The organism is Pseudomonas sp. AP42, from assembly GCF_001728935.1.
GTDB classification, from domain to species: Bacteria; Pseudomonadota; Gammaproteobacteria; order Pseudomonadales; family Pseudomonadaceae; genus Aquipseudomonas; species Aquipseudomonas lactis.
On sequence record NZ_LYSO01000030.1, the window covers coordinates 26,695 to 50,753 of the forward strand.

General features: G+C 62.6%; 19 protein-coding genes. 13 read left to right on the forward strand and 6 right to left on the reverse strand.

Features of this window, described 5'->3' with window-relative positions; genetic code table 11:
- Positions 1–60 precede the first annotated feature (60 nt).
- The gene (locus A7K61_RS13540; protein WP_069557761.1) at positions 61–1,017 is read left to right on the forward strand and encodes a GlxA family transcriptional regulator; all 957 of its coding nucleotides are present in this window, start codon (positions 61–63) and stop codon (positions 1,015–1,017) included.
- Between the two features lie 581 nt (positions 1,018–1,598).
- On the opposite strand, the gene A7K61_RS34075 is transcribed toward A7K61_RS13540, so the two are convergent.
- Complete coding sequence (locus A7K61_RS34075) at positions 1,599–2,024, reverse strand: hypothetical protein (protein WP_083263094.1); 426 nt, start codon at positions 2,022–2,024, stop codon at positions 1,599–1,601.
- Positions 2,025–2,169: 145 nt separating this feature from the next.
- Positions 2,170–2,892: a pirin family protein gene (locus A7K61_RS13550; RefSeq protein WP_044269568.1), complete on the reverse strand. Its 723-nt coding sequence runs from the start codon at positions 2,890–2,892 to the stop codon at positions 2,170–2,172.
- Between the two features lie 181 nt (positions 2,893–3,073).
- Between A7K61_RS13550 and A7K61_RS13555 the strand changes: the two genes are divergently transcribed.
- Positions 3,074–4,024 (forward strand): GlxA family transcriptional regulator, encoded by a 951-nt coding sequence (locus A7K61_RS13555; protein ID WP_044269571.1) that lies wholly within the window; start codon positions 3,074–3,076, stop codon positions 4,022–4,024.
- Between the two features lie 150 nt (positions 4,025–4,174).
- Entirely contained in the window at positions 4,175–5,623 is a 1,449-nt protein-coding gene (locus A7K61_RS13560; protein WP_069557762.1) for a winged helix-turn-helix domain-containing protein, read from the forward strand.
- On the opposite strand, the gene A7K61_RS13565 is transcribed toward A7K61_RS13560, so the two are convergent.
- Positions 5,570–8,332, reverse strand: coding sequence for a winged helix-turn-helix domain-containing protein (locus A7K61_RS13565; RefSeq protein ID WP_047711089.1), 2,763 nt, complete (start codon positions 8,330–8,332; stop codon positions 5,570–5,572). The two genes, A7K61_RS13560 and A7K61_RS13565, sit on opposite strands and share 54 nt — an antisense overlap.
- 58 nt (positions 8,333–8,390) lie before the next feature.
- Positions 8,391–8,789 carry a helix-turn-helix domain-containing protein gene (locus A7K61_RS13570; RefSeq protein WP_003191911.1) on the reverse strand — a complete coding sequence of 133 codons (399 nt, stop codon included), beginning with the start codon at positions 8,787–8,789 and terminating at the stop codon, positions 8,391–8,393.
- 205 nt (positions 8,790–8,994) lie between these two features.
- Between A7K61_RS13570 and A7K61_RS13575 the strand changes: the two genes are divergently transcribed.
- From A7K61_RS13575 to A7K61_RS13595, 5 genes are all read left to right on the forward strand, one after another.
- Positions 8,995–9,903, forward strand: a complete 909-nt coding sequence (locus tag A7K61_RS13575; protein ID WP_003191909.1) for a LysR family transcriptional regulator — start codon at positions 8,995–8,997, stop codon at positions 9,901–9,903.
- A 217-nt stretch (positions 9,904–10,120) separates the two neighbouring features.
- Positions 10,121–10,711, forward strand: coding sequence for an antibiotic biosynthesis monooxygenase (locus A7K61_RS13580; RefSeq protein ID WP_032896806.1), 591 nt, complete (start codon positions 10,121–10,123; stop codon positions 10,709–10,711).
- Positions 10,708–12,546, forward strand: coding sequence for an amidohydrolase (locus A7K61_RS13585; RefSeq protein WP_069557763.1), 1,839 nt, complete (start codon positions 10,708–10,710; stop codon positions 12,544–12,546). The genes A7K61_RS13580 and A7K61_RS13585 overlap by 4 nt, the downstream gene beginning before the upstream one ends.
- 29 nt (positions 12,547–12,575) lie before the next feature.
- Positions 12,576–13,193, forward strand: coding sequence for an isochorismate family cysteine hydrolase YcaC (gene ycaC, locus A7K61_RS13590; protein WP_003191905.1), 618 nt, complete (start codon positions 12,576–12,578; stop codon positions 13,191–13,193).
- A 197-nt stretch (positions 13,194–13,390) separates the two neighbouring features.
- Positions 13,391–14,272, forward strand: a complete 882-nt coding sequence (locus tag A7K61_RS13595) for a LysR family transcriptional regulator (protein ID WP_069557764.1) — start codon at positions 13,391–13,393, stop codon at positions 14,270–14,272.
- On the opposite strand, the gene A7K61_RS13600 is transcribed toward A7K61_RS13595, so the two are convergent.
- Complete coding sequence (locus tag A7K61_RS13600) at positions 14,259–15,296, reverse strand: AraC family transcriptional regulator (RefSeq protein WP_069557765.1); 1,038 nt, start codon at positions 15,294–15,296, stop codon at positions 14,259–14,261. The two genes, A7K61_RS13595 and A7K61_RS13600, sit on opposite strands and share 14 nt — an antisense overlap.
- A 1-nt stretch (position 15,297) precedes the next feature.
- Complete coding sequence (locus A7K61_RS13605; RefSeq protein WP_069557766.1) at positions 15,298–16,212, reverse strand: GGDEF domain-containing protein; 915 nt, start codon at positions 16,210–16,212, stop codon at positions 15,298–15,300.
- Between the two features lie 771 nt (positions 16,213–16,983).
- Here A7K61_RS13605 and A7K61_RS13610 point away from each other — a divergent pair.
- The 5 genes from A7K61_RS13610 to A7K61_RS13630 all read left to right on the forward strand — a co-directional run bounded on the left by A7K61_RS13610 (position 16,984) and on the right by A7K61_RS13630 (position 23,488).
- Entirely contained in the window at positions 16,984–19,497 is a 2,514-nt protein-coding gene (locus A7K61_RS13610; protein WP_069557767.1) for a TonB-dependent receptor, read from the forward strand.
- A 171-nt stretch (positions 19,498–19,668) separates the two neighbouring features.
- On the forward strand, positions 19,669–21,534 hold the full coding sequence (locus A7K61_RS13615; RefSeq protein ID WP_069557768.1) for a phytase: 1,866 nt from the start codon (positions 19,669–19,671) through the stop codon (positions 21,532–21,534).
- Between the two features lie 47 nt (positions 21,535–21,581).
- The gene (gene tolQ / locus A7K61_RS13620; RefSeq protein WP_069557769.1) at positions 21,582–22,274 is read left to right on the forward strand and encodes a protein TolQ; all 693 of its coding nucleotides are present in this window, start codon (positions 21,582–21,584) and stop codon (positions 22,272–22,274) included.
- A gap of 15 nt (positions 22,275–22,289) precedes the next feature.
- Positions 22,290–22,736, forward strand: a complete 447-nt coding sequence (gene tolR / locus A7K61_RS13625; protein WP_069557770.1) for a protein TolR — start codon at positions 22,290–22,292, stop codon at positions 22,734–22,736.
- On the forward strand, positions 22,733–23,488 hold the full coding sequence (locus tag A7K61_RS13630; protein WP_047711080.1) for an energy transducer TonB: 756 nt from the start codon (positions 22,733–22,735) through the stop codon (positions 23,486–23,488). The genes tolR and A7K61_RS13630 overlap by 4 nt, the downstream gene beginning before the upstream one ends.
- The last annotated feature ends 571 nt before the right edge of the window (positions 23,489–24,059 follow it).

Here is a 24,059-nt window from a genome sequence, read left to right on the forward strand (position 1 = left end):
GGCTAAGGTAGATGCGTAAATGACTTATTACATGCGAAAAGTGCAAGCCGGAGTTTTTACATGCATGTCACCTTGCTCCTGGCGGATCAGTGTTCCGCTGCCAGTGCCACCCTGGCCATGGAAATGCTCAGTGCGGCCAATCTGTTCGCGCAAAGCCCACCCTTCGAGGTGACGCTCGCGTCCCTGGACGGCCAGCCGGTGACGGTATGGGGTGGGCAATGCCTGCAGGTGCACGGTTCACTGGCGCAGATCGCGCACACCGACCTGGTGCTGATTCCCGGTTTTCTCTTTACCCTCAAGGAAGCCCTGCCGACGTTCGCCGCTTACGGCCCCTGGTTGCGTGAGCAGCATGGGCAGGGCGCTGTGTTGGCTTCGATGTGCACGGCGGCCTTCATGCTGGCCGAGACGGGGTTATTGCACGGCTTGCGTGCGACGACTCACTGGGCATTTGCCGGGTTTTTCCGGCGTCGGTATGCCCAGGTCAGCCTGGATGAGGGGCAGATCCTCTGCGAAGACAATCGCCTGATCACCTGTGGCGGCGCTACGGCGGCGATGGATTTGATGCTGCAGCTGGTCCGCCGTTTCGGTTCGCCGGAGCTGGCTCATACCTGCGGCAAGTATTTGCTGATCGATGCTGGGCGCACTGAGCAGTCGGTCTACGCGATGTGGTCGCTGCCCAAGAGCCACGGTGATGCGCAGATCCTGCGTGTGCAGCATTGGTTGGAGCAGCACTTTGCGCAGTCATTGGTGATCGACGAGGTTGCCCAGCGCTTTGGCTTTGGGGTGCGTAATTTCAAGCGGCGCTTCAAGGAAGCCACAGGGTGTACGCCGATTGGTTATCTGCAGAGCCTGCGTCTGGAGCGTGCCAAGCAGATGCTTGAGTCGACACGGATGACGCTCGATAGCATTACGTATGCGGTGGGTTATGAGGACAGTAATTCGTTTAGGCGGTTGTTTCAGCAGCGGGTGGGGATGCTGCCGGCGGCGTATCGCAAGAAGTTTCTGACTGCCCCGTGATTAAACTGTGAGAGCCTGTCAGCCGACACCTCTCTACCTGACACCCCGCAGTCCAAATGTGGGAGCTGGCTTGCCTGCGATGACGGCCTGCCGGTCGACACCCCTCTACCTGACACCCCAAGATCCAACTGTGGGAGCGGGCTTGCTCGCGAAGGCGGCCTGACAGTCAACACAGCTGGATTGTGTACATATCCATTTCTTCGGTAACGGCCGCCTAGGGTTCCGCCCTGACGGCGGCTCACTTTCGAAAAGCGCGAAAGTAAGCAAAGCGCTCTTGCCCCACCACTCGGCACCTCGCTTAGGCTCGGTGTGCCCGCAATCCGCCAGTGATTTAGGGGGCCGCCGCCACGCGCCATCCATGGCGCGGGGCGGCTAAACCGGCATCCCTGCCGGTTTACCCCCCAAATCTCTGTCGAATTCCGGCCAGCGTGGTTTAACGGGGCGCCTGAGATCAAGATCAAGAGCAGATCAAGAGCGGCTCGCTTCGCATCGTGGTTACGGGGGGCAGTGTGATAGAAATTGAAGACGAAAAAAAACCGGCTGATCAGGCCGGTTTGGGGTGTCCCGCCAACAGTGCGGGGTTATACGTGGGTGCTCAGCAAGCGCTCGGCACCGCCTTCAGCCAGACCACGTTCTTGCAAGCGATCAGCACCGCCTTCAGCCAGACCACGTTCCTGCAAGCGATCAGCACCGCCTTCAGCCAGACCGCGTTCTTGCAGGCGATCCGCTCCGCCTTCAGCCAGGCCACGTTCTTGCAGGCGATCAGCACCGCCTTCAGCCAGACCGCGTTCTTGCAGGCGATCAGCACCACCTTCAGCCAAACCGCGTTCTTGCAGGCGATCAGCACCACCTTCAGCCAAACCGCGTTCTTGCAGGCGATCCGCGCCACCTTCGGCAACGCGGGTTTCTATCAGGCGATCCGCGCCGCCTTCAGCGACAACCGGGTGGGCAAAAGCGTTTGCAGCGAGTACCGAGAAAGCGAGGCTAAGCAAGAGTTGGCGTTTCATGATGGTGTGCTCCGAGTGTTTTAGTTGGGTGCCGTTTGGCATGGGTTTGATGTTACGCGTTGCATTTTTTAAGAGAACTTCATTGCGCTGATGGTGACTATCGACGCCAACGATGGTCCCGTTGGCGGGACCATCACTGCGGCCGTCATGGCATTTGCGGCAGTTCGTTGGGGCGCAGGTCAAACACCAGCACTTCGGCGTCTTCGCCATGGCTCAGGCGGATCTGGCGTTCGTCCCGTACACGTACACCGTCGCCTTCCTGCAAGCGCTGGCCGTTGAGTTCAATGCTGCCGCGCGCCACATGGACGTAGGCGTAGCGATCTGGCGCCAGTTCCAGGCGGGCACTTTCGTCAGCGTCGAAGAGTCCGGCATACACTCGTGCGTCCTGGCGCACTTTCAGCGAACCGTTGGCGCCCTCCGGCGAGATGATCAACTGCAAGCGCCCACGTTTTTGCGCTTCAGTGAAATGCTCTTGCTGATAGCGCGGTTTGGCGCCGGCTTCGTTGGGCACGATCCAGATTTGCAGGAAGTGCACGCCATGACGCTGGCTATGGTTGAACTCGCTGTGGGCCACGCCGCTGCCGGCACTCATCAGTTGCACATCGCCGGGGCGGATCACTGAGCCGGTGCCCAGGGTGTCCTTGTGCTCCAGCGCGCCTTCGAGCACGTAGGAGAAGATTTCCATGTCGCGGTGCGGGTGCTGGCCGAAGCCTTTGCCTGCGGCGACGCGGTCATCGTTGATCACCAGCAGGTCGGAAAAACCCTGTTCCTTGGGGTTCCAGTAGTTGGCAAAAGAGAAGGTGTGGAACGACTTCAACCAACCGTGATTGGCGGCGCCGCGTTCGGAAGCTTTGCGAAGGGTCAGCATGGTCCAGTCCTCAAGTGAGCGCGGGCTGCGAGATGCAGGGCGCTTGCGTTGAGAAGAAGGTTAATGGTTAACGAATGATTGATTAAGAAGATGAAAATAGAATAACTGTCTCTTTCAGGTTGACAGTTAAAGTCGTGCCATAATGCCCGCCGCACTCCTTCTCGATGGACATTTCCCGCTTATGAAAACCGTGGCCATGGCGCTGTTCCCGGACTTCCTGCTGCTCGACATGGCCGGGCCGCTGGAAGTGTTTTCGATTGCCAACCGCTATCTGCCGGCGGCCGATCACTACCAGATCCTGACCGTCGGCACCGAGCCCGGCCCGTTGCGGGCCTCCAACGGCGTGAGCGTGCAGACCGATCTGCTGTTGGAACAGGCCCAGGCGGCCTATGACCTGCTGTTGGTGCCCGGCGGCCCCGGCGCCTATAACGAATGCCATCCCGCGTTGTTGCCCTGGCTCAAAGCGGCGGCGCCACGGGCTCGGCGTTTTGGCTCGATCTGCACCGGCGCTTTTGTGCTCGGCCACGCAGGCTTGCTCGACGGGCACCGCGTGACCACCCATTGGCACTACACCGAGCGGTTGATCAAGGCGTTTCCCAACGCCATTGTCGAGACCGATCGCATCTATTTGCAGGACGGGCGCCTGATCACCTCTGGCGGCGTCACCGCAGGTATCGACCTGGCCCTGTCGGTCGTCGCCCAGGACCACGGCAAGCAAGTGGCGGTGGATGTGGCCAAGGTGCTGCTGGTGGTGATGAAACGCCAGGGCGGCCAGGCCCAGTTCAGCCCGATGACTGCTGCCGTGGCGCCGCAAGAGACCCCGATCACCCGCGTGCAGAACCACGTGCTGGCGCATCTGGATCAACCCTTTACCATCGAGTCCATGGCCGAGCTGGCAGGCATGAGCGCGCGCCACTTTGCGCGGCTGTTCGCCAAGGACGTGCAGATGACGCCCATGGCGTTCCTGCAAGGCGCGCGTATCGACCGGGCCCGGCACCTGCTGGAAACCACCGACCTGCCGCTCAAGACCGTGGCCTTCCACGCAGGCTTTGGCAGCGTGCGGCATATGCGCTTTCTGTTCAGCGAAAAGCTCGGTTTGAACCCTACCCAATACCGACAACAGTTCAGTTAACGACAGCATGTCCGTCTCAGGCACCCGATTGTCCGTATCGCTCCCCGTGCCAGCATTGTCCTGTCATCGCCAACTGGCAAGATAGCGTCGAGCCCATGGAAAAAGGATGCGCAGGCACTCAAGCACGGGTGTTTCAGCGCTGTGACGGACATGCAAAATGCTACGGCGGTGAGCTTTGGCCCCTACACCTTTCATCGGCAGCAGCGCCTGGTCAGTAAGGCCGGCTGGCCGGTACCGCTGGGCGGGCGAGCCTTGGATATTCTTGCGGTACTGCTCGAAGCGCCCGGGCATTTCATCAGCAAGGCGACCTTGATCGAGCGGGTGTGGCCCAACAGCGTCGTCGAAGAGAGCAACCTGCGCGTGCACATTGCCGCATTGCGTCGCGCCCTGGACGGCCAACGCTGGATCCTCAATCACCCCCAGCGCGGTTACTGCTTCGCTGCGCCTGCGCAGGACGCGCTGCCGACGCTGCTGCCTCAGCACAACTTGGCGGCGCGGCTGAGCCCGGTGTGGGGGCGCGATGCACTGGTGGGCGTGCTGGCGCGGCGTTTGGCCGTGCAGCGGTTGTTGACCCTCACCGGCGTGGCCGGCATTGGCAAGAGCACACTCGCCCTGGCCCTGGCCGAGCGGGCATTGCCGCGTTATCGCGACGGGGTATGGTGGCTCGACATGGCCGTTGTGCAAGCGCCGAGCGAACTGCTCGGCAGCCTCGCCAGGGTACTGCAGTTGCATTCGACGCCCGATAGTTTCAACGAACTGGGCCGGCGCCTGGCCTCGCGCCAGTTGCTGCTGATACTCGACGGCGCCGACCTGCTGCTGGGCGCATGCCGACAGCTACTGCGTGCGCTGCGCGCGACGGCGCCTGGCATCAGCGTGCTGATCACCAGCCGCGAAGCCTTGCTGGCCCCTGGCGAGTGGGTGCTGCGCGTGCCTAGGCTGGCGGTGCCGTCGCCGTCGGCCAATGTCGAACAGGCGATGGCCTGTCCTGCGGTGCAACTGTTCGTGGCGCGCGCGCGTGCCAATCAGCAGGGGTTTAATTTGCGGCCCCAGGATTTGGCGCCGCTGCGCGACCTGTGTCGGCGCCTGGACGGCCTGCCGCTAGCCCTGGAATTGGCGGCCGCCCAGGTGGATGCGTTGGGCATCGGCGGTGTGCAAATGCAAGTGCGCACGGGCTTGCAAGTGCTGGCCCGAGGTCGGCGCACGGCGGTGGAGCGTCATCGCTCACTCACCGCGGCCCTGGATTGGAGCTACGAGCGCCTGAGCCTGCCGGAGTGCTGGCTGTTTCTGCAATTGAGCCTGTTCAAGATGGCGGTCACCTTACCTGGCCTGAGTGACATGGTGGCCGGTACCGAGCTTGAACATGCCGACCTGTCTTACCTGCTGGCACGCCTGGTCAACGTCTCGTTGCTGAGCGTCGAGCCCGGCCTGGGCCCAGCGCGCTATCGGCTGCTCAACTGTGTGCGCAGCTACGCTTTGGGGCAACTGCGCGACCCGCGTCAGGTCGAGCGTTTGCAGCAAGGCTACGCGCCTTGCCTGGGCGCGTTCTCAGGCCGGCCGTTTGTCCTGCAACTCGTCGAGCAGGCAGCGCACGCGCAGTAGATCCTGGGTGTCGAAGCCTTCGCTGAAGCGTGCATGGATTGAACCGAGCAAATCCCTGGCGAGCTGAATGCGCCCCTGCTGTTGCCACAATTGCGCCAGGGATTCGCCGCAGCGCAGCTCCCAGGCCAGGGCACCTTGCTGGTGCGCCAGGCCTAGCGCTTCCAGCAGCAGGGCTTCGGCGGCGTGCTCATCCTCTAGCTGCAAGGCGTACACCCGCACAATCTCCGGGGCGCACCAGCCCGCCGCACCACTGCGCGCGCGCTCCAGGGTGGGCGCATCCACTGCATGGGTACCGAAGGTGATCAAGGTGTCTTGGATCAGGCCCAGGCCTTGCCAATCCGGGTGGCCAAGAATACCGGCGTAATGCCCGGCCCAGGTCTGGAACAACTGCACCGAATGCTGGTGCGACTGCTCCAGCAGCAGCCGTTGCAGGGCTTGGGCGTCGTCTTCGGCGCCGTTGTAGCGGGCGATCACCACCCCAGCCAGGGCCAGGGTGTAGCAGATCGAGGTGCCATGGTTGATCTGCAGCGCCAACTCCAATGCCTGGCTGGCGGTGCGCCAGGCGCGATCGGCAAAGCCTTGCAACCACAGGATTCGCGCCAGCACGGTCAAGGAGGCAACGCTCTGGTCGTATTGCACGCCAACCCCGAGGGCAAAGCGGTTCACGTGACCGCTTTGGGACATACGCTGCAGCACCTGCTCGGCGTGGTGCCGCGCAAGGGCCTGGTTACCGGTGTAATGCTGGCCCAGCGCACGCAGCCGCTGGGCGCTCAGGTCCAGCAACGGCTCGTTGCGTGGGTCGAGGCGTTCGAACTGCACACTCAGCTCCTGCGCTGGGCCGTAGCGCCCGGCGCACAGGTTCACCGCCATCAGCCCGGAGACCGCGCGCAACTGGCCGGCACGATCCTGGCGCGCCTCGGCCAGGCGCGCGGCCCCTTCGAATGCTGCAATGGTGCGAGGCGCAGCGCCCATGGCGTGATAGGACAGGCTGCCCAGGGCCAATTGCAGTTGCAGAGTCAATTGCGCGCAGGGCGCGGTGACCTGGTCGATCAGCGCCAGCGCCTGGTCCACATAGCCGCCGTGTTCACGCAGCAACGACAGTTCTTGCCACAGGGGCATTGCGCTGACCGTCAGGCGGATAGCCATCAACTGCGCACCGCCATCGGCAAAGCCCCAGTCGAGAGCGGCGCGCACGTCTTCGCGCAGCGGTGCATAGCGGTCGATCCACGGCTGCGTGGCGATCAAGTCCCAGTCGCCCTGGGCCTGTTCCATCAGCGCCAGGCAGCGTGCAGCGTGGCGCTCTCGCGTGGCATGCAGCTCGCAGGCCTGGCTGAGCTTTTCCAGGGCATAGGTGCGAGTGATGTCCAGCAGGCGATAGACCATTTCGTCATCGCTGGCCTCCACATTCAATAACGACTTGGCCACCAGTTGCGTGATGGAGCCCAGCACTTCGGCGGGGGCCACTTGCTCCCCGGCGATCACCGCCGCTGCGCTGACCAGGCTGAAGCCGCCACGGAAGACCGCCAGGCGGCGCAGGCAGATTTGTTCGCACTCGGTGAGCAGGTCAAAGCTCCAGTCGAGCGTGGCGCGCAGGGTCTGCTGGCGGGGCAGGGCAGTGCGTCGCCCGCGGGTCAGCAGGCGAAAGTTGTCTTCCATCTGCACCAACAGGCCCGGCAAGCCAAACCGTTCGATTTGCGCGGCCACCAGTTCGATGGCCAAAGGAATGCCGTCCAGGCGCTGGCAGATATCAATCGCCAGGGGCAGTTCAGCGTCGCTCAGGGCAAAGCTCTCCTGGTGGGACATGGCGCGCTCGATCAGCAATTGCATGGCCGGGTAACCCAGGGCCTGGGCGCGGTTGCCGGTGGCGGGCGGGCAGGCCAGTGGTTCAAGGCGCTGCACATACTCACCTTCGGCGCGCAGGGCTTCGCGGCTGGTGGTAAGGATGTGCAGGTGCGGTGCATGGCGCAGCAGGGTTTCACTGATCAGGGCGATGTCGTCGAGCAGGTGCTCGCAGTTGTCGATCACCAGCAGCATCTGGCGTGCCTGCAGGCTGCGGGCGAGGCTGGCCAGGGCCGTATTTTCGCCCGGTGTCAGGCCGAGCAAGGCGGCCAGGTTGGGCAGGATCATGGACGCTGCACTGAGCGGCGCCAGGTCCAGCAGGTGAATACCGTCGCGGTAATGCCCGATCAGCAATTCGGCGACGCGCAAGGCCACAGTAGTCTTGCCGATGCCACCGGCGCCGGTCAGCGTGATGAAACGTTGCTGCGGCAGTTGTTGCACCAGGGCGTCGATCAGCGCTTGGCGGCCGATCATGCGTGTGCGGCGCAGGGGCAGGTTATGGCTGGGGCGTTGGGGCGCACCGTCGGTGGGCAGCGTCATGGGTTCGATGCTCAGTGGCGCAACAAAACTGTAGCCGCGCTGGGCGACCGTGACGATATAGCGCTGCCCGGCCTGGCCGTCACCCAGCGCCTTGCGCAACGCGGCCATGTGCACCCGCAGGTTGCCGTCTTCCACCACACTTTTAGGCCAGACCCGTGCGATCAGCTCCTGTTTGCTCACCACATTGCCGGCGTGCTCCAGCAGGATCAGCAAAATGTCCACCGCCCGCCGCCCCAGGCGCAGCGGGCGGCCGGCCTCCAGCACCAGGCGCTGGCGCGGGTGGATGCGGTAGGGGCCGAAATGCACGGCCTGGTCGCTCAAGTCATTCATGGCTGCCCAGGTTCTGGAGGAAGAGAGCGGCCAGCATATTCCAGGTGCGCGCAGACCACTAGGCAGCGATCACATCAGGTTTGCTGCGCGAGTGGTGGTTTCGCCAGGTCATCGGGTTGACGCCTTCGCTGCGGGTGAACATATGGCAAAAGTGCGCCTGGTCGCAAAAGCCGCATTCCAGGCTGATCTGCGTGAGGCTCAGGGACGAGCCGGTAATCAATTCCTTGGCGCGCTGGATGCGTTGCTGGCGAATCCATTCCTGAGGCGACAGCCCGGTGGTGCACTTGAAGGCGCGGGAAAAGTGGCTGCGCGACAAGGCGCAGGCCTGGGCCAGGTCGGCGATCGCCAGGCTTTCGCCGAGGTTGGCAAGGATCAGTTGCTTGGCGATGCGCTCACGGCGGGGGCACAGGCCACCGGTGGCGGGCAACCGGGGGGCATATTGCTCGAGTCGGGCCATGACAAATATCCGCAGTCGATGGGAACGTTCCCGGTGGATGGATGCAGTGTAGACGCGCTTCATCTTGTTGCCGGGCTGCCTGGCTGACGAGTTAATCGTTGTTAATTTCGCCAGGTGCGGTGCTGGAAAAGACAGCACAGCTATGCAATCCCTGGCGTGCGGTGCATGCTTCCCTGGCCCCCTGAAAAACGTTTGGATAGCGCCCATGAACCGCAACGATCTGCGCCGCGTCGATATGAACCTGCTGGTGATTTTCGAAGCCTTGATGTTCGAGAAAAACCTGACCCGGGTCGCCGAAAAACTGTTTATCGGCCAACCGGCCGTGAGCGCCGCGTTGGGCCGTTTGCGCGATTTGTTCGACGACCCGTTGCTGCTGCGCAACGGCCGTGCCATGGAACCCACCGCGCGTGCACTGGCGATACTCAAGGAGCTGCAACCGGCCATGGACACCATCTCGGGCGCCGTCAGCCGTGCCAAGGATTTCGACCCTTCCACCAGCTGCGCGGTGTTTCGCATCGGCCTGTCCGATGATGCGGAGTTCGGGCTGTTTCCGTCGTTACTCAGCCGCCTGCGCGAAGAAGCGCCGGGCATCATCGTGGTGGTGCGCCGCGCCAATTACCTGTTGATGCCCTCGCTGCTGGCCAGCGGTGAAATCTCCGTGGGGGTCAGCTACACCACCGATTTGCCGGCCAATGCCAAGCGCAAGAAACTGCGCGATATCCCCTGCAAGGTCCTGCGCGGGGATGACGGCGAGGCGCCGCTGACCCTGGATGACTACTGCGCCAGGCCCCATGCGATGGTGTCGTTCTCCGGCGACCTGAGCGGCAATATCGACCTGGACCTGGCCCGCATCGGCCGCTCGCGCCGGGTGGTGCTGGCAGTGCCGCAGTTCAGCGGGTTACGGGCGTTGCTGGCGGGCACGCAAATTATCGCCACTGTGCCCGATTACGCCGCGTGCGCGTTGACCGAAGGCACACGCCTGCGCGCCGAGGACCCGCCGTTTGCGATTGATGCAGCGGAGTTGTCGATGGTGTGGAGCGGGGTGCATGACAACGACCCGGCGGAGCGGTGGCTGAGGGGCAGGATTGCGGAACACATGGCCCGGGCGACGTAGCTTTGCCGGTAATTGTAGGAGCGAGCTTGCTCGCGAAAAACCTGAGGGCGCCACGTTGAACCAGTAAGCCCGCGTTATCGTTGAGGTTCTTCGCGAGCAAGAACTAGACGTCCCCCTCGCTCCTGCAACGAGCCAAACAGCACATACATCCAATTCTCCCCACCGCTCAACGGCCAGACTCTCCCCATCGCTCAATACTCCGGGGAAGCACTCAGCCATGGATTCAACCGTCAACACCAGCCCCGACGAAGTCGTCACCCTGGTCGTCAAGCACCGGGTCAAACCCGGCTTTGAAGTCGAGTACGAAGCCTGGTTGCGCCGCATCGTGCGCATCGCGGGCGAACGCCCTGGGCACCTGGGTGTTGACGTGGTGCGCAGCCAGCAAAACGGCATGGCGCTGTTCACTTGCGTACTGCGCTATAGCTCCACCAACGCCCTTGAGCTGTGGCTCGGTTCCCCGCAACGCCAGGCCTTGATCGACGAAGCCGCGCCCATGCTGGCGGACGGCGACCAGACGGAAATCGGCGCGGCCAATGAATTCTGGTTCACGCCCCAGGCCGAGGGCGGTGCCAAACCGCCGCGCTGGAAGCAGGCGGTGGTCAGCCTGTTTGTGATCCTGCCGCAAACCTTGCTGCTGCCGTTTATCTGGGGGCCGATCCTGCGGTTGCACCCGTTTTTGTCCAATTACGTGGTCTCCACCTTCCTGGTCACCCTGACCATCGTGTTGCTGGTGGTGTACCTGCTGATGCCGGCGGCCACCCGCCTGTTCGCTCCCTGGCTTGAAGCCTCTGTAAAGGAAACCCTATGAACGCCGATCTGATTCTGTTCAATGGCCAGTTCCACACCGTGGACCGGGAAAACCCACGCGCCACCGCCGTGGCCATCCACCAAGGGCGCTTTGTCGCCGTGGGGACCGACGGCGAAGCCATGGCCCTGCGTGGTAGCGGCACCCAGGTCATCGACCTCAAGGGCCGCACCGTGATTCCCGGCCTCAACGACTCGCACTTGCACCTGATTCGTGGCGGGTTGAACTACAACCTTGAACTGCGCTGGGAAGGCGTGCCGTCCCTGGCCGATGCCTTGCGCATGCTCAAGGACCAGGCCGACCGCACGCCCACGCCGCAATGGGTGCGCGTGGTGGGCGGCTGGAACGAATTCCAGTTCGCTGAAAAGCGCATGCCCACCCTGGAAGAACTCAACCGGGCCGCCCCGGACACCCCGGTGTTCGTGCTGCACCTGTACGACCGCGCCTTGCTCAACCGCGCAGCCCTGCGGGTGGCGGGCTACACCAAGGACACGCCGAACCCGCCGGGCGGTGAGATCGTGCGCGACAGCAACGGCAACCCCACCGGCATGCTGGTGGCACGGCCTAACGCGATGATTTTGTACTCGACCTTGGCCAAAGGCCCGAAATTGCCCCTGGAATACCAGGTCAACTCCACCCGCCAGTTCATGCGTGAACTCAATCGCCTGGGCCTGACCAGTGCCATCGATGCCGGCGGCGGTTTCCAGAATTACCCCGATGACTACGCGGTGATCGAGCAACTGGCCAAGGATCAACAGTTGACGGTGCGCATCGCCTACAACCTGTTCACCCAGAAGCCCAAGGAAGAACTCAGCGACTTCAAGAACTGGACCGGCAGCGTCACCCTGCACCAGGGCGATGACTACCTGCGCCACAACGGTGCCGGCGAGATGCTGGTGTTCTCGGCGGCCGATTTCGAAGACTTCCTCGAACCCCGCCCGGACCTGCCGCTGACCATGGAGCAGGAACTGGAACCGGTGGTACGCCACCTGGTAGAACAGCGCTGGCCGTTCCGCTTGCACGCCACTTACGACGAGTCCATCTCGCGCATGCTCGACGTGTTCGAGAAGGTCAACCGCGACATCCCGTTCAATGGCTTGCCGTGGTTCTTCGACCACGCCGAAACCATCACCCCGAAAAACATCGAACGCGTGCGTGCCCTCGGTGGCGGTATTGCGATCCAGGATCGCATGGCGTTCCAGGGCGAATACTTTGTCGAGCGCTACGGCGCCAAAGCCGCCGAAGCCACGCCGCCGATCAAGCGCATGCTGGCCGAAGGCGTGCCGGTAGGGGCGGGCACCGATGCCACCCGCGTGTCGAGCTACAACCCCTGGACCTCGCTGTACTGGATGGTCAGCGGCCGTACCGTCGGCGGCCTGGAGCTGCACGCCGAGGGTTTGCCGCGCCTTACCGCGTTGGAGTTGTTCACCCACGGCAGCGCCTGGTTCTCGTCCGAGCAGGGCAAGAAAGGCCAGATCAAGGTCGGCCAACTGGCGGATGTCGCCGCGTTGTCGGCGGACTTTTTCAGTGTCGAGGAAGAAGCCATCAAATGGATCGAGTCGGTGCTGACAGTGGTCGGCGGCAAGGTCGTGTACGGCGCTGGCGACTTCGAAGACTTCGCACCGCCACGGGTACCGGTGCTGCCCGACTGGTCGCCGGTGGTCAAGGTGCCAGGGCACTGGCGCCCGACGTCGCCGATGCAGGCCCAGGTTCACCAGTGCAGCGGCCCTTGTGGCGTGCATGCCCACAGCCATGAAAAAGCGCGCCTTTCCAGCGTGCCGGTCAGCGACTTCCAGGGTTTCTGGGGGGCGTTCGGCTGCTCCTGCTTTGCTTTTTGAAAAACACCCCATCCCCAAAGGAGTTACCCATGACTTACAAGCGCTTGAACAAAGACGATGCTGTTGTGCTGTTGGTTGATCACCAGACCGGCCTGATCTCCCTGGTGCAGGATTTCTCCCCCAACGAGTTCAAGAACAACGTGCTGGCCCTGGCCGACGTGGCGAAGTTCTTCAACCTGCCGACCATCCTGACCACCAGCTTTGAAAGCGGCCCCAACGGCCCGCTGGTGCCTGAGCTCAAAGAACTGTTCCCCGACGCGCCGTACATCCCGCGCCCTGGCCAGATCAACGCGTGGGACAACGAAGATTTCGTCAAGGCCGTCAAGGCCACCGGCCGCAAGCAGATCATCATTGCTGGTGTGGTGACCGACGTGTGCGTGGCGTTCCCGACCCTGTGTGCCCTTGACGAAGGCTTTGAGGTTTTCGTGGTCACCGACGCTTCCGGCACTTTCAACGAAACCGTGCAACAAGCCGCCTGGGCGCGTATGACCGCCGCCGGTGCGCAACTGGTCAACTGGTTCTCGGTGGCCTGCGAGCTGCAAGTGGACTGGCGCAACGACATGGAAGGCCTGGCCAACCTGCTCTCGCCGCGCATTCCCAACTACCGCAACCTGATGAACAGCTACTCGGCGTTCGCTGCCAAGTAACCTGCTCTGTAAAACACCGCAAGACCCTGTGGGAGCTGGCTTGCCTGCGATGGCGGTATACCAGTCAACAGCATTGCTGGCTGATACACCGCTATCGCAGGCAAGCCAGCTCCCACATTTGATGGTGTTCACATTTTGGTTTGTGGTGTGACCACTGACAGGCTATAAAACAGCCCATCGTCCCCTGAGAAGTGACAATGAACCCCTTCGAAGACATGCGCCTGTTCTGCCAGGTCATGGAATCCGGCAGTTTTACCGCCGCCGCCGAGCAATTGGGCTTGTCCAAGCAATTCGTCAGCCGCCGCCTGATCCAACTGGAAGACCGCCTGGGCGTGCGCCTGCTCAACCGCTCCACACGGCGCCTGGACGTCACGCCGCTGGGCCAGAGTTACTACGAGTCGGCCTTGCGCCTGCTCGCAGAGGTGGAGCAGGTGGAGCAGGGCATCGCCGGCCAGAACAGCGAACCGCGCGGCACCATTCGCCTCAGTGCACCCTTGTCGTTCGCCATGGCGCACCTGGGCTGCCTGCTGCCGTTGTTTTTGCGCCAGCATCCACAGGTCTGCGTTGAAGTCGACCTGAGCGACCGCCCGGTGGACTTGATCGGCGAGGGCTATGACCTGGTGCTGCGCATCGGCACCCTGGAAGATTCCACCCTGATCGCCCGGCGGATTGCGGCTATCGAACGGGTGTATTGCGCCAGCCCCGACTACCTGGCGCTGCGGGGTACGCCATTGAAACCCGAGGACTTAACGGCGCACGACTGCCTGCCTTACGGCCACGGCCGCCAGGTGCAATGGCGTTTCAAAGGCAAGTTGCAAGCCTTGAGCGTCAGCGGGCGCATGCGCGTCAATAACGGTGACCTGCTGCGCGATACCGCGATTGCCGGTTTGGGCGTTACCTATCTACCAACGTTCATTGTCAGCGAGGCCTTGAAGGACGGTCGTTTGGTCAAGGTATTGGAAGACTTTGCCCCTGAGGCCTTGACCCTGTCGGCGGTGTACCCGCAGCACCGCCAGAGTTCACGCCCGGTGCAAGCGCTGGTGGAGTTCCTGCGCGAACGCCTGGCTAGCGGCTGCTGAACAGTTGGCGGATCAGGTTGGGCGTGCTGCCCGTCCACCGCTTGAACGAGCGCCGAAAATTCGCCGCATCGTTGAAGTTCAGGTACGCCGCCACTTCCTCGTTACTCAAGCCCTTGGCCTGGTACAGGTGCAACGCCACGTGCTTGCGCACCCGGTCGACCTGTTGCTGAAATCCCGTGTCGTGCCGTTGCAACTTGCGCTTTAGCGTGGCCGGGCTCATGGCGAAGGTGTGCGCGGCCTGTTCCAGGCTCGGTGGCTGGCGCACGTGTTCGCGCAGGTAGCCGTAGAGGCAGTCCAGAAAGCTTGTGGCAAAGCCCAGTTGTTCGATTTGTTCAAGCGCTTGCTGGCGCGCAACCTGGCCCGCGGTGGCCGAAGCACCCGGCCAGTTGTGGGTGAGGTATTCACGGGGGAGGCACATCATGTCCAGCGGGCGTTCGAAGCGCGTGTGCTCGCCCAGATGCACCCAGTATTGCTCGACGTACCGGGGTTCGGCATGGCTGAAACTGCACACCCACGGCAAGCGCTGGCCGCTGAGCCAGTGGCTCATGGCGACCAGCGAAGTCATGCTGGCTTCCAGCAGAAAGCGCCAGTGTTCGCCAGCGCCGCAACTGTCCAACCAATACAGGTAAGCGTGGTGCTCATCCAGCTCCAGTTGCAGCGTGGCCAGCGGGCTGAGCAGTACTTGTTGCTGGATCAGGATCTCCAGCGCCTGATGCAGGTTCTGTGCATGCCCCAGCGCATGACTGGCGGCGCCGTAGTAGCCGGGCAGCAGGCGCTGGCCAAACAGGAAACTGCTGTCATCGGCGTCCAGCAATTTGCGGCTGTTGCCGATCAATCCCAGGAACTGCTGTGGGCTCAACCGCGCGTTGCCGGCCAGGATGTCTTCGTGGAACAGGCCGGTGCCGCGCAGCAGGCGATGGCTGTCGATGTCCCGGGACAAGCCCAGGTCGATCAACGTGGCGGGTTGATAATGACCGGGGATGAAGCGGCTGTCGTTTTCATACCAACGGGTTTTCACGGCCATTTCAGGCGCTTTTCGCAAGGGGCTGCTTGGCCCGGGCCAGGCCCAGGTTCAGGCGCTTGAGCAGCTCAGGGGGTGACTCTTGCAAGTCCATCACCACCGCTGTGGTGGCCGCCAGTTGCAAGCGTTCGCCCTGTTGCCGGGTCTTGTGGGCCAGGCTCTGCACCGCGTGTTGCAACTCCAGCGCCAGGCCCTGGGCCTGGCGCTCGCCGGTGTTGGGCAGCAGCACCACAAAACGATCGCCTGCCAGGCGGCACAACAGGTCCTGGCGGCGCAGGTTGAGCAACAGCACATGGCTGACCGCCTGTAGCACCGCATCACCCTCGGCATGCCCGTAGGCCTGGTTGATGGCGGCGAAGTTGTCCAGGTCCAGGGCCAGCAGCGACAGCGGTTGTTGCTGCTCTTGGCTGTCGCGCAGGCTGTCGGCGAGTTGGCGCTTGAGGTAGTCGGCTCCGGCCAGGGGCGTGAGCTTGTCGAACAGCCGGTGCTCGCGAAACAACCGCTCGCGTTTTTCCATCTGCGCGCTGATCGCCAGTTGTTCGTGGTGCCAGTGGTAGATACCGATCGTCAGCAGGATCATGCCCACCGGCATGGGCCCTGACTCCAGCCAGTGATCCCAGGAGATGCTGTCAGGCAGGCGGATGAATTCGTCGAGGCTGTCGATCCACCAGGAAAAAAAGATGCACGACAGCCCCAGTGCCAGGTATTGGGTGACTCGTCCGGCGGGGCGGCTTTTCAACACCAGGCCCAGCCAGATCAGCGCGAGCAGCGCCGAACCGCCTTCGCCGATGATATCCAGCCACACCCATTCGCTGACGCTTTTGAGCTCGCCGCAGGCCAGGTGCAGGAGCAGTCCGAGGTTGGCGGCGATCAGTAGCAACGCGAGTTTCCAGCGGTGGGGTTTGAGCACGGAAAACATGGCCACGGGTCCTTGGGCGAATGAGTAATGGGCGCCAGCACAGCAGATGGATGTGACGGTTGGATGACGGGGTGGGAGGGTCGAATCAGCTCATGCTCTCGGTGCATTTTTCAGCTGAACATGGACCCCATGTGGGAGCTGGCTTGCCTGCGATGACGGCCTCTCAGCCGACACCTATCCATCTGACACCCCACCATCCAACTGTGGGAGCGGGCTTGCTCGCGAAGGCGGCCTGGCAGTCAACACAGTTGTATTGTGTGCATATCCATTGCTGCGGTAACGGCTACTTAGGGTTCCGCCCTGACGGCCGGTCACTTTTGGAAGGACCGGAATGCCGGCCCAGCCAAAAGTAACCAAAAGGTCCTCGCCCCACCACTCGGCACCTCGCTTAGGCTCGGTGTGCCCGTAATCCGCCAGTGATTTGGGGGCTAAACCGGCATCCCTGCCGGTTTAGCCCCCAAATCACTGTCGAATTCCGGCCAGCGTGGTTTAACGGGGCGCCTGAGATCAAGATCACAAGCAGATCAAGAGCAAGATCAAGAGCGGCTCGCTTCGCATCGTAGTTACCGTCGACCGCCTTCGCAGGCAAGCCAGCTCCCACCTCTGACCGAGGTCATTTCAGCTCATTTGAACCCTCCACACGCTTGTAAACTCCGCTTTGGCGGGCTCTGCCCGCAACCCTGTCACAGAACCGTCACGCCCCATCCCTAGCGTGCCCTCCCAGTTGCCGGGCCTCTTGCCTGGCGCCAACGGATTCTTGGGGAGGGTTTCATGTACAAGCGCACCGGGCTCGTCAGCTTTACGCTTACCGCCTTGGCCCTGGCGATAGCCTGCGAGCGGGTCAATGCCGCCGAAGCGGCCACCACCGAGCATGTCGATGTGGTCGGCCAAGCCGCTGCGATCGACAGCGCCCTCAAGGAGCAACGTTCTTCCGACAGCATCAAGAGCGTGGTGCATGCTGACGGCGTCGCGCAGTTGCCGGATGAGAACGTTGCCGAGGCGGTGCAGCGCTTGCCGGGCATCAGTGTTGAGCGTGACCAGGGCGAGGGGCGCTTTGTGAGCGTGCGCGGCCTGGGCCCGGATCTCAACAGCGTGACCATCAACGGCACCCTGGTGCCCTCGCCCGAGAGCGAGCGCCGTGCCGTGGCCCTGGATGTTCTGCCTTCGGAGCTGGTGCAGTCGTTGTCGGTGATCAAGACGCTCACACCGGACATGGACGCCAACTCCCTGGGCGGCACTGTTGATGTGAAGAGCCTGTCGGCGTTCGATCACAAGGGCCTGTTCTACACCGGCAGCACTGAGGCCAGCTACGACAAGAACACGCACCAGACCAGCCCGAAATTCTCCGGCGCCGCCAGTAACCGGTTCAGCCTCGGCGACGGTATCGACAACTTTGGCGTGGCGGCGGCGCTCAGTTGGCAGAAGCGTGATTTTGGCTCGGACAATGTCGAAACTGGCGGCGCCTGGGACTTCACTAACGGCGCCCGGCTCAACGAATTCGAGCAGCGCGACTATGACATCAGTCGTGAACGCGCCGGTGGCGGCCTTAACTTCGATTACAAGCCCGATGACGTGAGCAGCTACTACCTGCGCACGCTCTACAGTCGCTACAAAGACACCGAAACCCGCAACGCCGCCAGCCTAGAGTTCGCTGACCCGCAAGCGCCCGGCGAATTGGGCGAAGCCGAGGGCAAACGCAAGCTCAAGAACCGCGAGGAAACCCAGCAAATCCAGTCCTACGTAGTGGGCGGTGAACGTATGCTCGGCCTGTGGACCCTGAGCGGCCAGGCCGGGTACAGCCGTTCCAGCGAAGACAGCCCGGGGCATATTGCCGGTGCGACTTTCGACGGCGGTGACTTTGCCGACAGCGGCTTCTACGACAAGTCCAAGCCGCGCCCGATCGTTGGCAGTGGTTTTTACGACCCCGCCAATTTCAGCCTCAACAAAGTCGACTGGGAAAAACAGCACACCCAGGACACCGAGAAGAACCTGCGCCTGGACCTGGCCCGCGACTATGACCTGCGCGGTTACGCATCCCAGTTCAAGTTCGGCGGCAAGGTCAGCCGGCGCCACAAGGACAATGACCTGGAGGCCTGGGTCTACAAGGACCTGGATGAACAGGGCTTGAGCGACGAACAACTCAACCTTACGCAGTTCCAGAAGGGCAACGTCGACTACCGTCTCGGCCGCTTTGGCCCAGGCATCAGCGCGGGCAATATCCGCCAGTTGATCGGTGGCCTCAATCGCGATGACTTCTATGACCCGACCGAATCCAGGGTCAACGACTTCACGATCCGCGAAGACATCAACGCCGGCTACCTGATGAACACCGTCGATATTGACGACTGGCGCTTCATCGCCGGCATGCGTTACGAGGGTACTGAGTTCGAAGCCAAGGGCACCGGCGCCACGGACGGCCAGTTCAGCGCCACCGAGACCAAGCGCCGTTATCACCATTGGCTGCCGGGCTTGCATGCGCGCTACCAGATTGACAAGAACACCCAAGTGCGCGCCGCCTGGACCAAATCGGTGGTGCGTCCGACCTTTGGCCAACTGGCCCCAGGTTTTGTGATCGACGATGACGAAGCCACCTTCGGCAACCCGAACCTCAAGCCGCTGGAATCGAGCAACCTGGACCTGGGCATTGAGCATTTCATGGGCCGCGCCGGTACCGTCTCGGCCTTCGTGTTCTACAAAGACATCCAGAACTTCGTCTACAACACCGACGTGGCCGGTACCGGTGCCTGGGCCAACTTCGCCGAGGCGCACACCTTTGCCAACGGTGACAGCGCCAAACTCTATGGCCTGGAGTTGGCCTACTCACAGAAGTTCGACTGGCTGCCTGCGCCATGGAACGGCTTGATGATCGGCGCCAACAGCACCTTCAGCCGTTCCAGCGCGGACATCGAGGGCTTCGACAGCGCCAGCGGGCGCAATCGCAAGCGCAACATCAGCCTGCCCAACCAGTCAGACACCGTCGGCAACTTGATGCTCGGTTGGGAAGACGACACGCTCAGCCTGCGCCTGTCTGCCAATTACAAATCGGCCTATTTGTACGAGTTGGCGTCGATCAATGACAAGGCCCATGACCTGCACGTCGACGCGCAAACCTTCGTCGATTTCAGCGCGCGCTACTCACTGACCAAAAACCTGCAGGTCAGCTTCGAGGCACAGAACCTCACCGACGAGTCGTACTTCGTCTACACCGGCCACCGTAGCTACAACGGCCAGTACGAAGAGTACGGCCCCACCTACAAGCTGGGCCTGACCTTCACCCATTTCTAACCCCAACCCCCTGTAGGAGCGAGCTTGCTCGCGAAAAACCTCAGCGATAACGCGGGTCGCCTGAATGAACGCGGCGCCTGTGCGTTTTTCGCGAGCAAGCTCGCTCCTACAGGGCATCAGGGCAAGCCGTCCCAAACGGGATCTCTATTGTTTTCGAAGGATTGTCTGTTCATGAGAATTTCCAAGCTGTGCCTGCTGGTTGCGTTGATAACCAGCGGCAATGCGTTCGCGACCGAGCTGGCGTTGACCCCTTGGGCACCCAGCCTGAATGCCCAAGCCGTGGCCTTCCTGCCCGGCGGCACCCAGCGCGTGGCCGCCAGCGCCCGCGACGGCCTGTTGTTGCTCGACGCTAAAGGCGCCGAACTGGCCCGGTTCAAGGGCCGTTTCAGTAGCCTCGACACCCGCGCTGCCGGCACTCAATCGCTGATCGCCAGCCTCGACAACGACCGCCAGCAGGCCTTGCTGATCGGTCTGGATGGCGCCGGCAAAACCTGGGGGGCGCCGCTGTACCTGCCGACCCGCGACTTTGCGGTAAATAGCCTGTGCCTCTATCGCGATGCGGCGGCCAACCTGTTTGTGTTCCTGGTCGGTGAAGAGGGCAAGGGCGAGCAGTGGCTGGTGGGCAATGGTTCGACCCTGCTGGCCCAGGCGCAGCGTGTTCGCAGCCTGCCACTGCCGCCATCGGCGCAGTACTGCCAAGTGGATGATGCGGCCGAACGATTGGTGGTGAACGAGCAAAACGTCGGCTGGTGGGCCTACCCGGCGCACCCGGAAGCGGAGGTGAAGCGCACGCCCATGGCGCTGTTCGACGACCCCGCGCGCGAAGCAGGCGCCATGGCGCTGGTGCCGGGGGGGATGCTCGCGCTGGACCCGAAAACCGCGCAGTTGCAGCTGTTCCAGCAAGTCGGGGAGCGTTGGGTGGGGCAATCCAGCCTGGCCTTGCCGGGGCTCAAAGAACCGGAGCAACTGGTGATCCAGGGCCGGCAGGTGCTGGTGCGGGACGACGACAGCGGCCAGCTGTATCAGGCCCGCCTCGACTGGCAGGCCACGCCGGCGCCGGTTGCCCCGGTGCTGGCGCAAGTCGCCGCACTGCGCCAGACCGAACCCGTGGGTCGCCAAGGCGACGCGGCGGATGACCCGGCCATCTGGATTCACCCTGAAACGCCGGCCAAGAGTCGTGTGCTGGGGACCAACAAGAAACAGGGCCTGCTGGCCTACGATCTCGACGGCAAGTTGCTGCAGGAGCTGGCAGTGGGGCGCCTGAACAATGTCGACCTACGCCCAGGCTTCAAACTGGGTACGCACACCGTCGACCTGGCCGTGGCGAGTAACCGCGACCGCAACAGCCTGAGCCTGTTCAGCATCGACCGTCAGAGCGGCGAGCTGCGTGAAGCCGGTGAGGTCCCCACGCCACTCAAGGAGATCTACGGCATCTGCCTGTACCAGCCCGCCAGCGGTGAGCTCTACGCGTTCGCCAATGACAAGGATGGCACCTTCCTGCAATACCGCCTGAGTGCGCCGGCTGGCCGTATGCAGGGCGAATTGGTGCGTCAGTTCAAGGTCGACAGCCAACCCGAGGGCTGTGTGGCCGATGACCAGCGCCAACGCTTGTTCATCGGTGAGGAAGATGTCGGCGTGTGGGCGCTGGATGCCCGTGCCGAGCAACCGGCCACGCTCACTTCGGTGATCAAGGTCGGCGCGCAACTGCATGCGGACGTCGAAGGCCTGGCGCTGTATCAAAGCCCCGCACGGGATTACCTGGTGGTCTCCAGCCAAGGCAATGACAGCTACCTGGTGCTGGACGCCGAGCCACCATTCGCTGTGCGCGGCGCCTTGCGCGTTGGCCTCAATGCGGCCGCCGGCATTGATGGCGCCTCGGAAACCGATGGCCTGGAGGTCACTGCCGTCAACCTCGGCGGGCCCTGGAGCCAGGGCATGCTGGTGGTGCAGGACGGGCGCAAGCGCATGCCCGAGCAAGCCCAGAACTTCAAGTTCGTGCCCTGGGCCGAGGTGAGCCGCGCGTTGAAATTACCTTGAGCTGTCATCACGCAGTCATCCGTTTTTAATCGAATAGGAGCTTCACCATGCACGCGACGATGGAACATATGACGATCTGGAGTTTGATCAGCGACGCCAGCCTGTTGGTCAAGGCCGTGATGGTCACTTTGCTGTTGGCGTCCTTGCTCAGCTGGTACCTGATCATTCAGCGCAGCGGTGTGCTGCGTGGCCTGGAACAGCAGCTCAACGGCTTCCTGGCGCGCTTTCGCGTGGCGTCGGACCTGCAGCCCTTGTATCGCGAAACCGTGCAGGCAGGCGAGGGCGGTGTGGCGCCGATCTTTATTGCCGGCATGCAGGAATACCAGCATCTGCACCACCACGATCCGGCCGTGCTCGAGGGTGTGGAGCGCGCCTTGCAGGTAGCGATCACCGAGCAGGAACTGGAGCTGGAAAAGGGCCTGCAATTTCTGGCGACGGTGGGGTCGGTCAGCCCCTATATCGGTCTGTTCGGGACTGTGTGGGGCATCATGAATTCATTCCTCGGCTTGTCCCAGGTACAACAGGCCACGCTGTCGACCGTGGCACCGGGTATTGCCGAAGCCTTGATTGCCACCGCCATTGGCCTGTTTGCGGCGATTCCGGCAGTAATCGCCTATAACCGTTTCGCGGCACGCAGCCAGACCTTGCTCACGCGCTACTACGCTTTTGGCAATGAGCTGCAAGTGCACCTGCACCGCACGCTATGCGGTACCTCGAACAATCTGGCCGTGGCCGCCTGAACAAGGAGCAAAGCGATGTTGACCAGGCCGCAACGCAAGCACGGGCCCAAGGCCGAGATGAATGTGGTGCCCTACATCGACGTGATGCTGGTGCTGCTGGTGATCTTCATGGTCACCGCGCCCATGCTCACCCAGGGTGTGAAGATCGAACTGCCCAAGGTCGCCGCCGAGGCGCTGGCCACCGATACGCGCCAGCAGATCCTGACGTTATCGGTGAAGGCCGACGGTGGCTACTACTGGAACCTGGGGGGCGAGCTGAATACCCGCCAGCAGACCGACAGTGCGGTGACGCTGGAAGAAATGAGCGCCAAGGTCATGCAGGTGGTGGCGGCGCGCAGCGATACCCAGGTGTATATCCGTGCTGACGACACTGCCGGTTACGGCCGTGTGGTGGCGGCCATGGCGGTACTGCAGAAGGGCGGTGTCAGCAACCTTGGGCTCGTCACCGAGGCCCCACAATGACAGCGATGAGCATGCGCAGTCCGGCACTGGCCTTGGCGCCCAACGGCGATGGTTTCTGGCGCAAAAGCCTGGCAGCGAGTCTGGCCGTGGCGCTGCATGGTGCGGTGGCAGTGGCGTTGATGCTGGGCTGGTCAACGGAGCGACCAGGGGTGGATGCGCCACGGGTGATGCACACGCAGTTGGTGGTTTTACCAGCGCCGGCACCGGCGCCGACGCCTGAACCCGTCGCTGCCGCGCTGCCAGAACCTGTTGCGATTCCGGTACCGACCAAACCGGTGGTCGATCCGCAGGTCCAGGCGCAAAAGCTCGAGAAAGCCGCCCTGGCGCGCAAGCGGGTGGAAGAAAAGAAACTCGAGCAACAACAGCAGCGCATGGCGACCGAGCAGCGCAATCGTGAGTTGGAACAGCAACGCCTGAGCCAGGCGCGTGCCGCTGCGGAAAAAGCCCGAGCCGCCGTGCCTGCGCCTACCCCAGCATTCGACAGTCGCCAGTACCAGCCCTTGAGCAAGGCCGCCCCGGACTACCCCGAACGCGCCCTGGACAAGAACATCGAAGGCGACTGTTCAGTGGAGTACACCGTCAACACCCAGGGCCACGTGGAAAACCCCAAGGTGCTGGACGGCTGCCATCCGTTGTTCATTCGGCCCTCATTAGCAGCGGCCAATACTTTTCGCTACCAGCCGAGAATCGTCGATGGCAAGGCTGTTGCCGTACCGGCGGTGCGCAATACCTTCCACTACCGCATCAAATGAATTTCTCCTGGCGGTGGTTCAGTTAAAGATGCAGTGACTGACACACCGCCTTCGCGGGCAAGCCCGCTCCCACAGGGGATCTGTGCCCTGCGGTGATTTTGTGGGCAATACATGATTAATGTGGGAGCTGGCTTGCCTGCGAAAGCGGTGGTTCAGTTGAAGATTCAGTGACTGACACACCGCCTTCGCGAGCAAGCCCGCTCCCACAGGAGATCTGCGCCGGGCGCTGATTCTGTGGGCAATACATAACCAATGTGGGAGCTGGCTTGCCTGCGAAAGCGGTGGTTCAGTTGAAAATTCAGTGACTGACACACCGCCTTCGCGGGCAAGCCCGCTCCCACAAGGGATCTGCGCCGGGCGCTGATTTTGTGGGCAATACATAGCCAATGTGGGTGCTGGCTAGCCTGCGAAAGCGGTGGTTCAGTTGAAGATTCAGTGACTGACACACCGCCTTCGCGAGCAAGCCCGCTCCCACAGGGGATTGGTGCCAGGCGCTGATTTTGTGGGCAATACATGATTAATGTGGGAGCTGGCTTGCCTGCGAAAGCGGTGGTTCAGTTGAAGATTCAGT

Bases quoted from the DNA above. Each gene is read 5' to 3' on its own strand.
- A7K61_RS13540 (WP_069557761.1), top strand. From the start codon at position 61: ATGCATGTCACCTTGCTCCTGGCGGATCAGTGTTCCGCTGCCAGTGCC.
- A7K61_RS34075 (WP_083263094.1), bottom strand. From the start codon at position 2,024: ATGAAACGCCAACTCTTGCTTAGCCTCGCTTTCTCGGTACTCGCTGCA.
- A7K61_RS13550 (WP_044269568.1), bottom strand. From the start codon at position 2,892: ATGCTGACCCTTCGCAAAGCTTCCGAACGCGGCGCCGCCAATCACGGT.
- A7K61_RS13555 (WP_044269571.1), top strand. From the start codon at position 3,074: ATGAAAACCGTGGCCATGGCGCTGTTCCCGGACTTCCTGCTGCTCGAC.
- A7K61_RS13560 (WP_069557762.1), top strand. From the start codon at position 4,175: ATGCAAAATGCTACGGCGGTGAGCTTTGGCCCCTACACCTTTCATCGG.
- A7K61_RS13565 (WP_047711089.1), bottom strand. From the start codon at position 8,332: ATGAATGACTTGAGCGACCAGGCCGTGCATTTCGGCCCCTACCGCATC.
- A7K61_RS13570 (WP_003191911.1), bottom strand. From the start codon at position 8,789: ATGGCCCGACTCGAGCAATATGCCCCCCGGTTGCCCGCCACCGGTGGC.
- A7K61_RS13575 (WP_003191909.1), top strand. From the start codon at position 8,995: ATGAACCGCAACGATCTGCGCCGCGTCGATATGAACCTGCTGGTGATT.
- A7K61_RS13580 (WP_032896806.1), top strand. From the start codon at position 10,121: ATGGATTCAACCGTCAACACCAGCCCCGACGAAGTCGTCACCCTGGTC.
- A7K61_RS13585 (WP_069557763.1), top strand. From the start codon at position 10,708: ATGAACGCCGATCTGATTCTGTTCAATGGCCAGTTCCACACCGTGGAC.
- ycaC (WP_003191905.1), top strand. From the start codon at position 12,576: ATGACTTACAAGCGCTTGAACAAAGACGATGCTGTTGTGCTGTTGGTT.
- A7K61_RS13595 (WP_069557764.1), top strand. From the start codon at position 13,391: ATGAACCCCTTCGAAGACATGCGCCTGTTCTGCCAGGTCATGGAATCC.
- A7K61_RS13600 (WP_069557765.1), bottom strand. From the start codon at position 15,296: ATGGCCGTGAAAACCCGTTGGTATGAAAACGACAGCCGCTTCATCCCC.
- A7K61_RS13605 (WP_069557766.1), bottom strand. From the start codon at position 16,212: ATGTTTTCCGTGCTCAAACCCCACCGCTGGAAACTCGCGTTGCTACTG.
- A7K61_RS13610 (WP_069557767.1), top strand. From the start codon at position 16,984: ATGTACAAGCGCACCGGGCTCGTCAGCTTTACGCTTACCGCCTTGGCC.
- A7K61_RS13615 (WP_069557768.1), top strand. From the start codon at position 19,669: ATGAGAATTTCCAAGCTGTGCCTGCTGGTTGCGTTGATAACCAGCGGC.
- tolQ (WP_069557769.1), top strand. From the start codon at position 21,582: ATGCACGCGACGATGGAACATATGACGATCTGGAGTTTGATCAGCGAC.
- tolR (WP_069557770.1), top strand. From the start codon at position 22,290: ATGTTGACCAGGCCGCAACGCAAGCACGGGCCCAAGGCCGAGATGAAT.
- A7K61_RS13630 (WP_047711080.1), top strand. From the start codon at position 22,733: ATGACAGCGATGAGCATGCGCAGTCCGGCACTGGCCTTGGCGCCCAAC.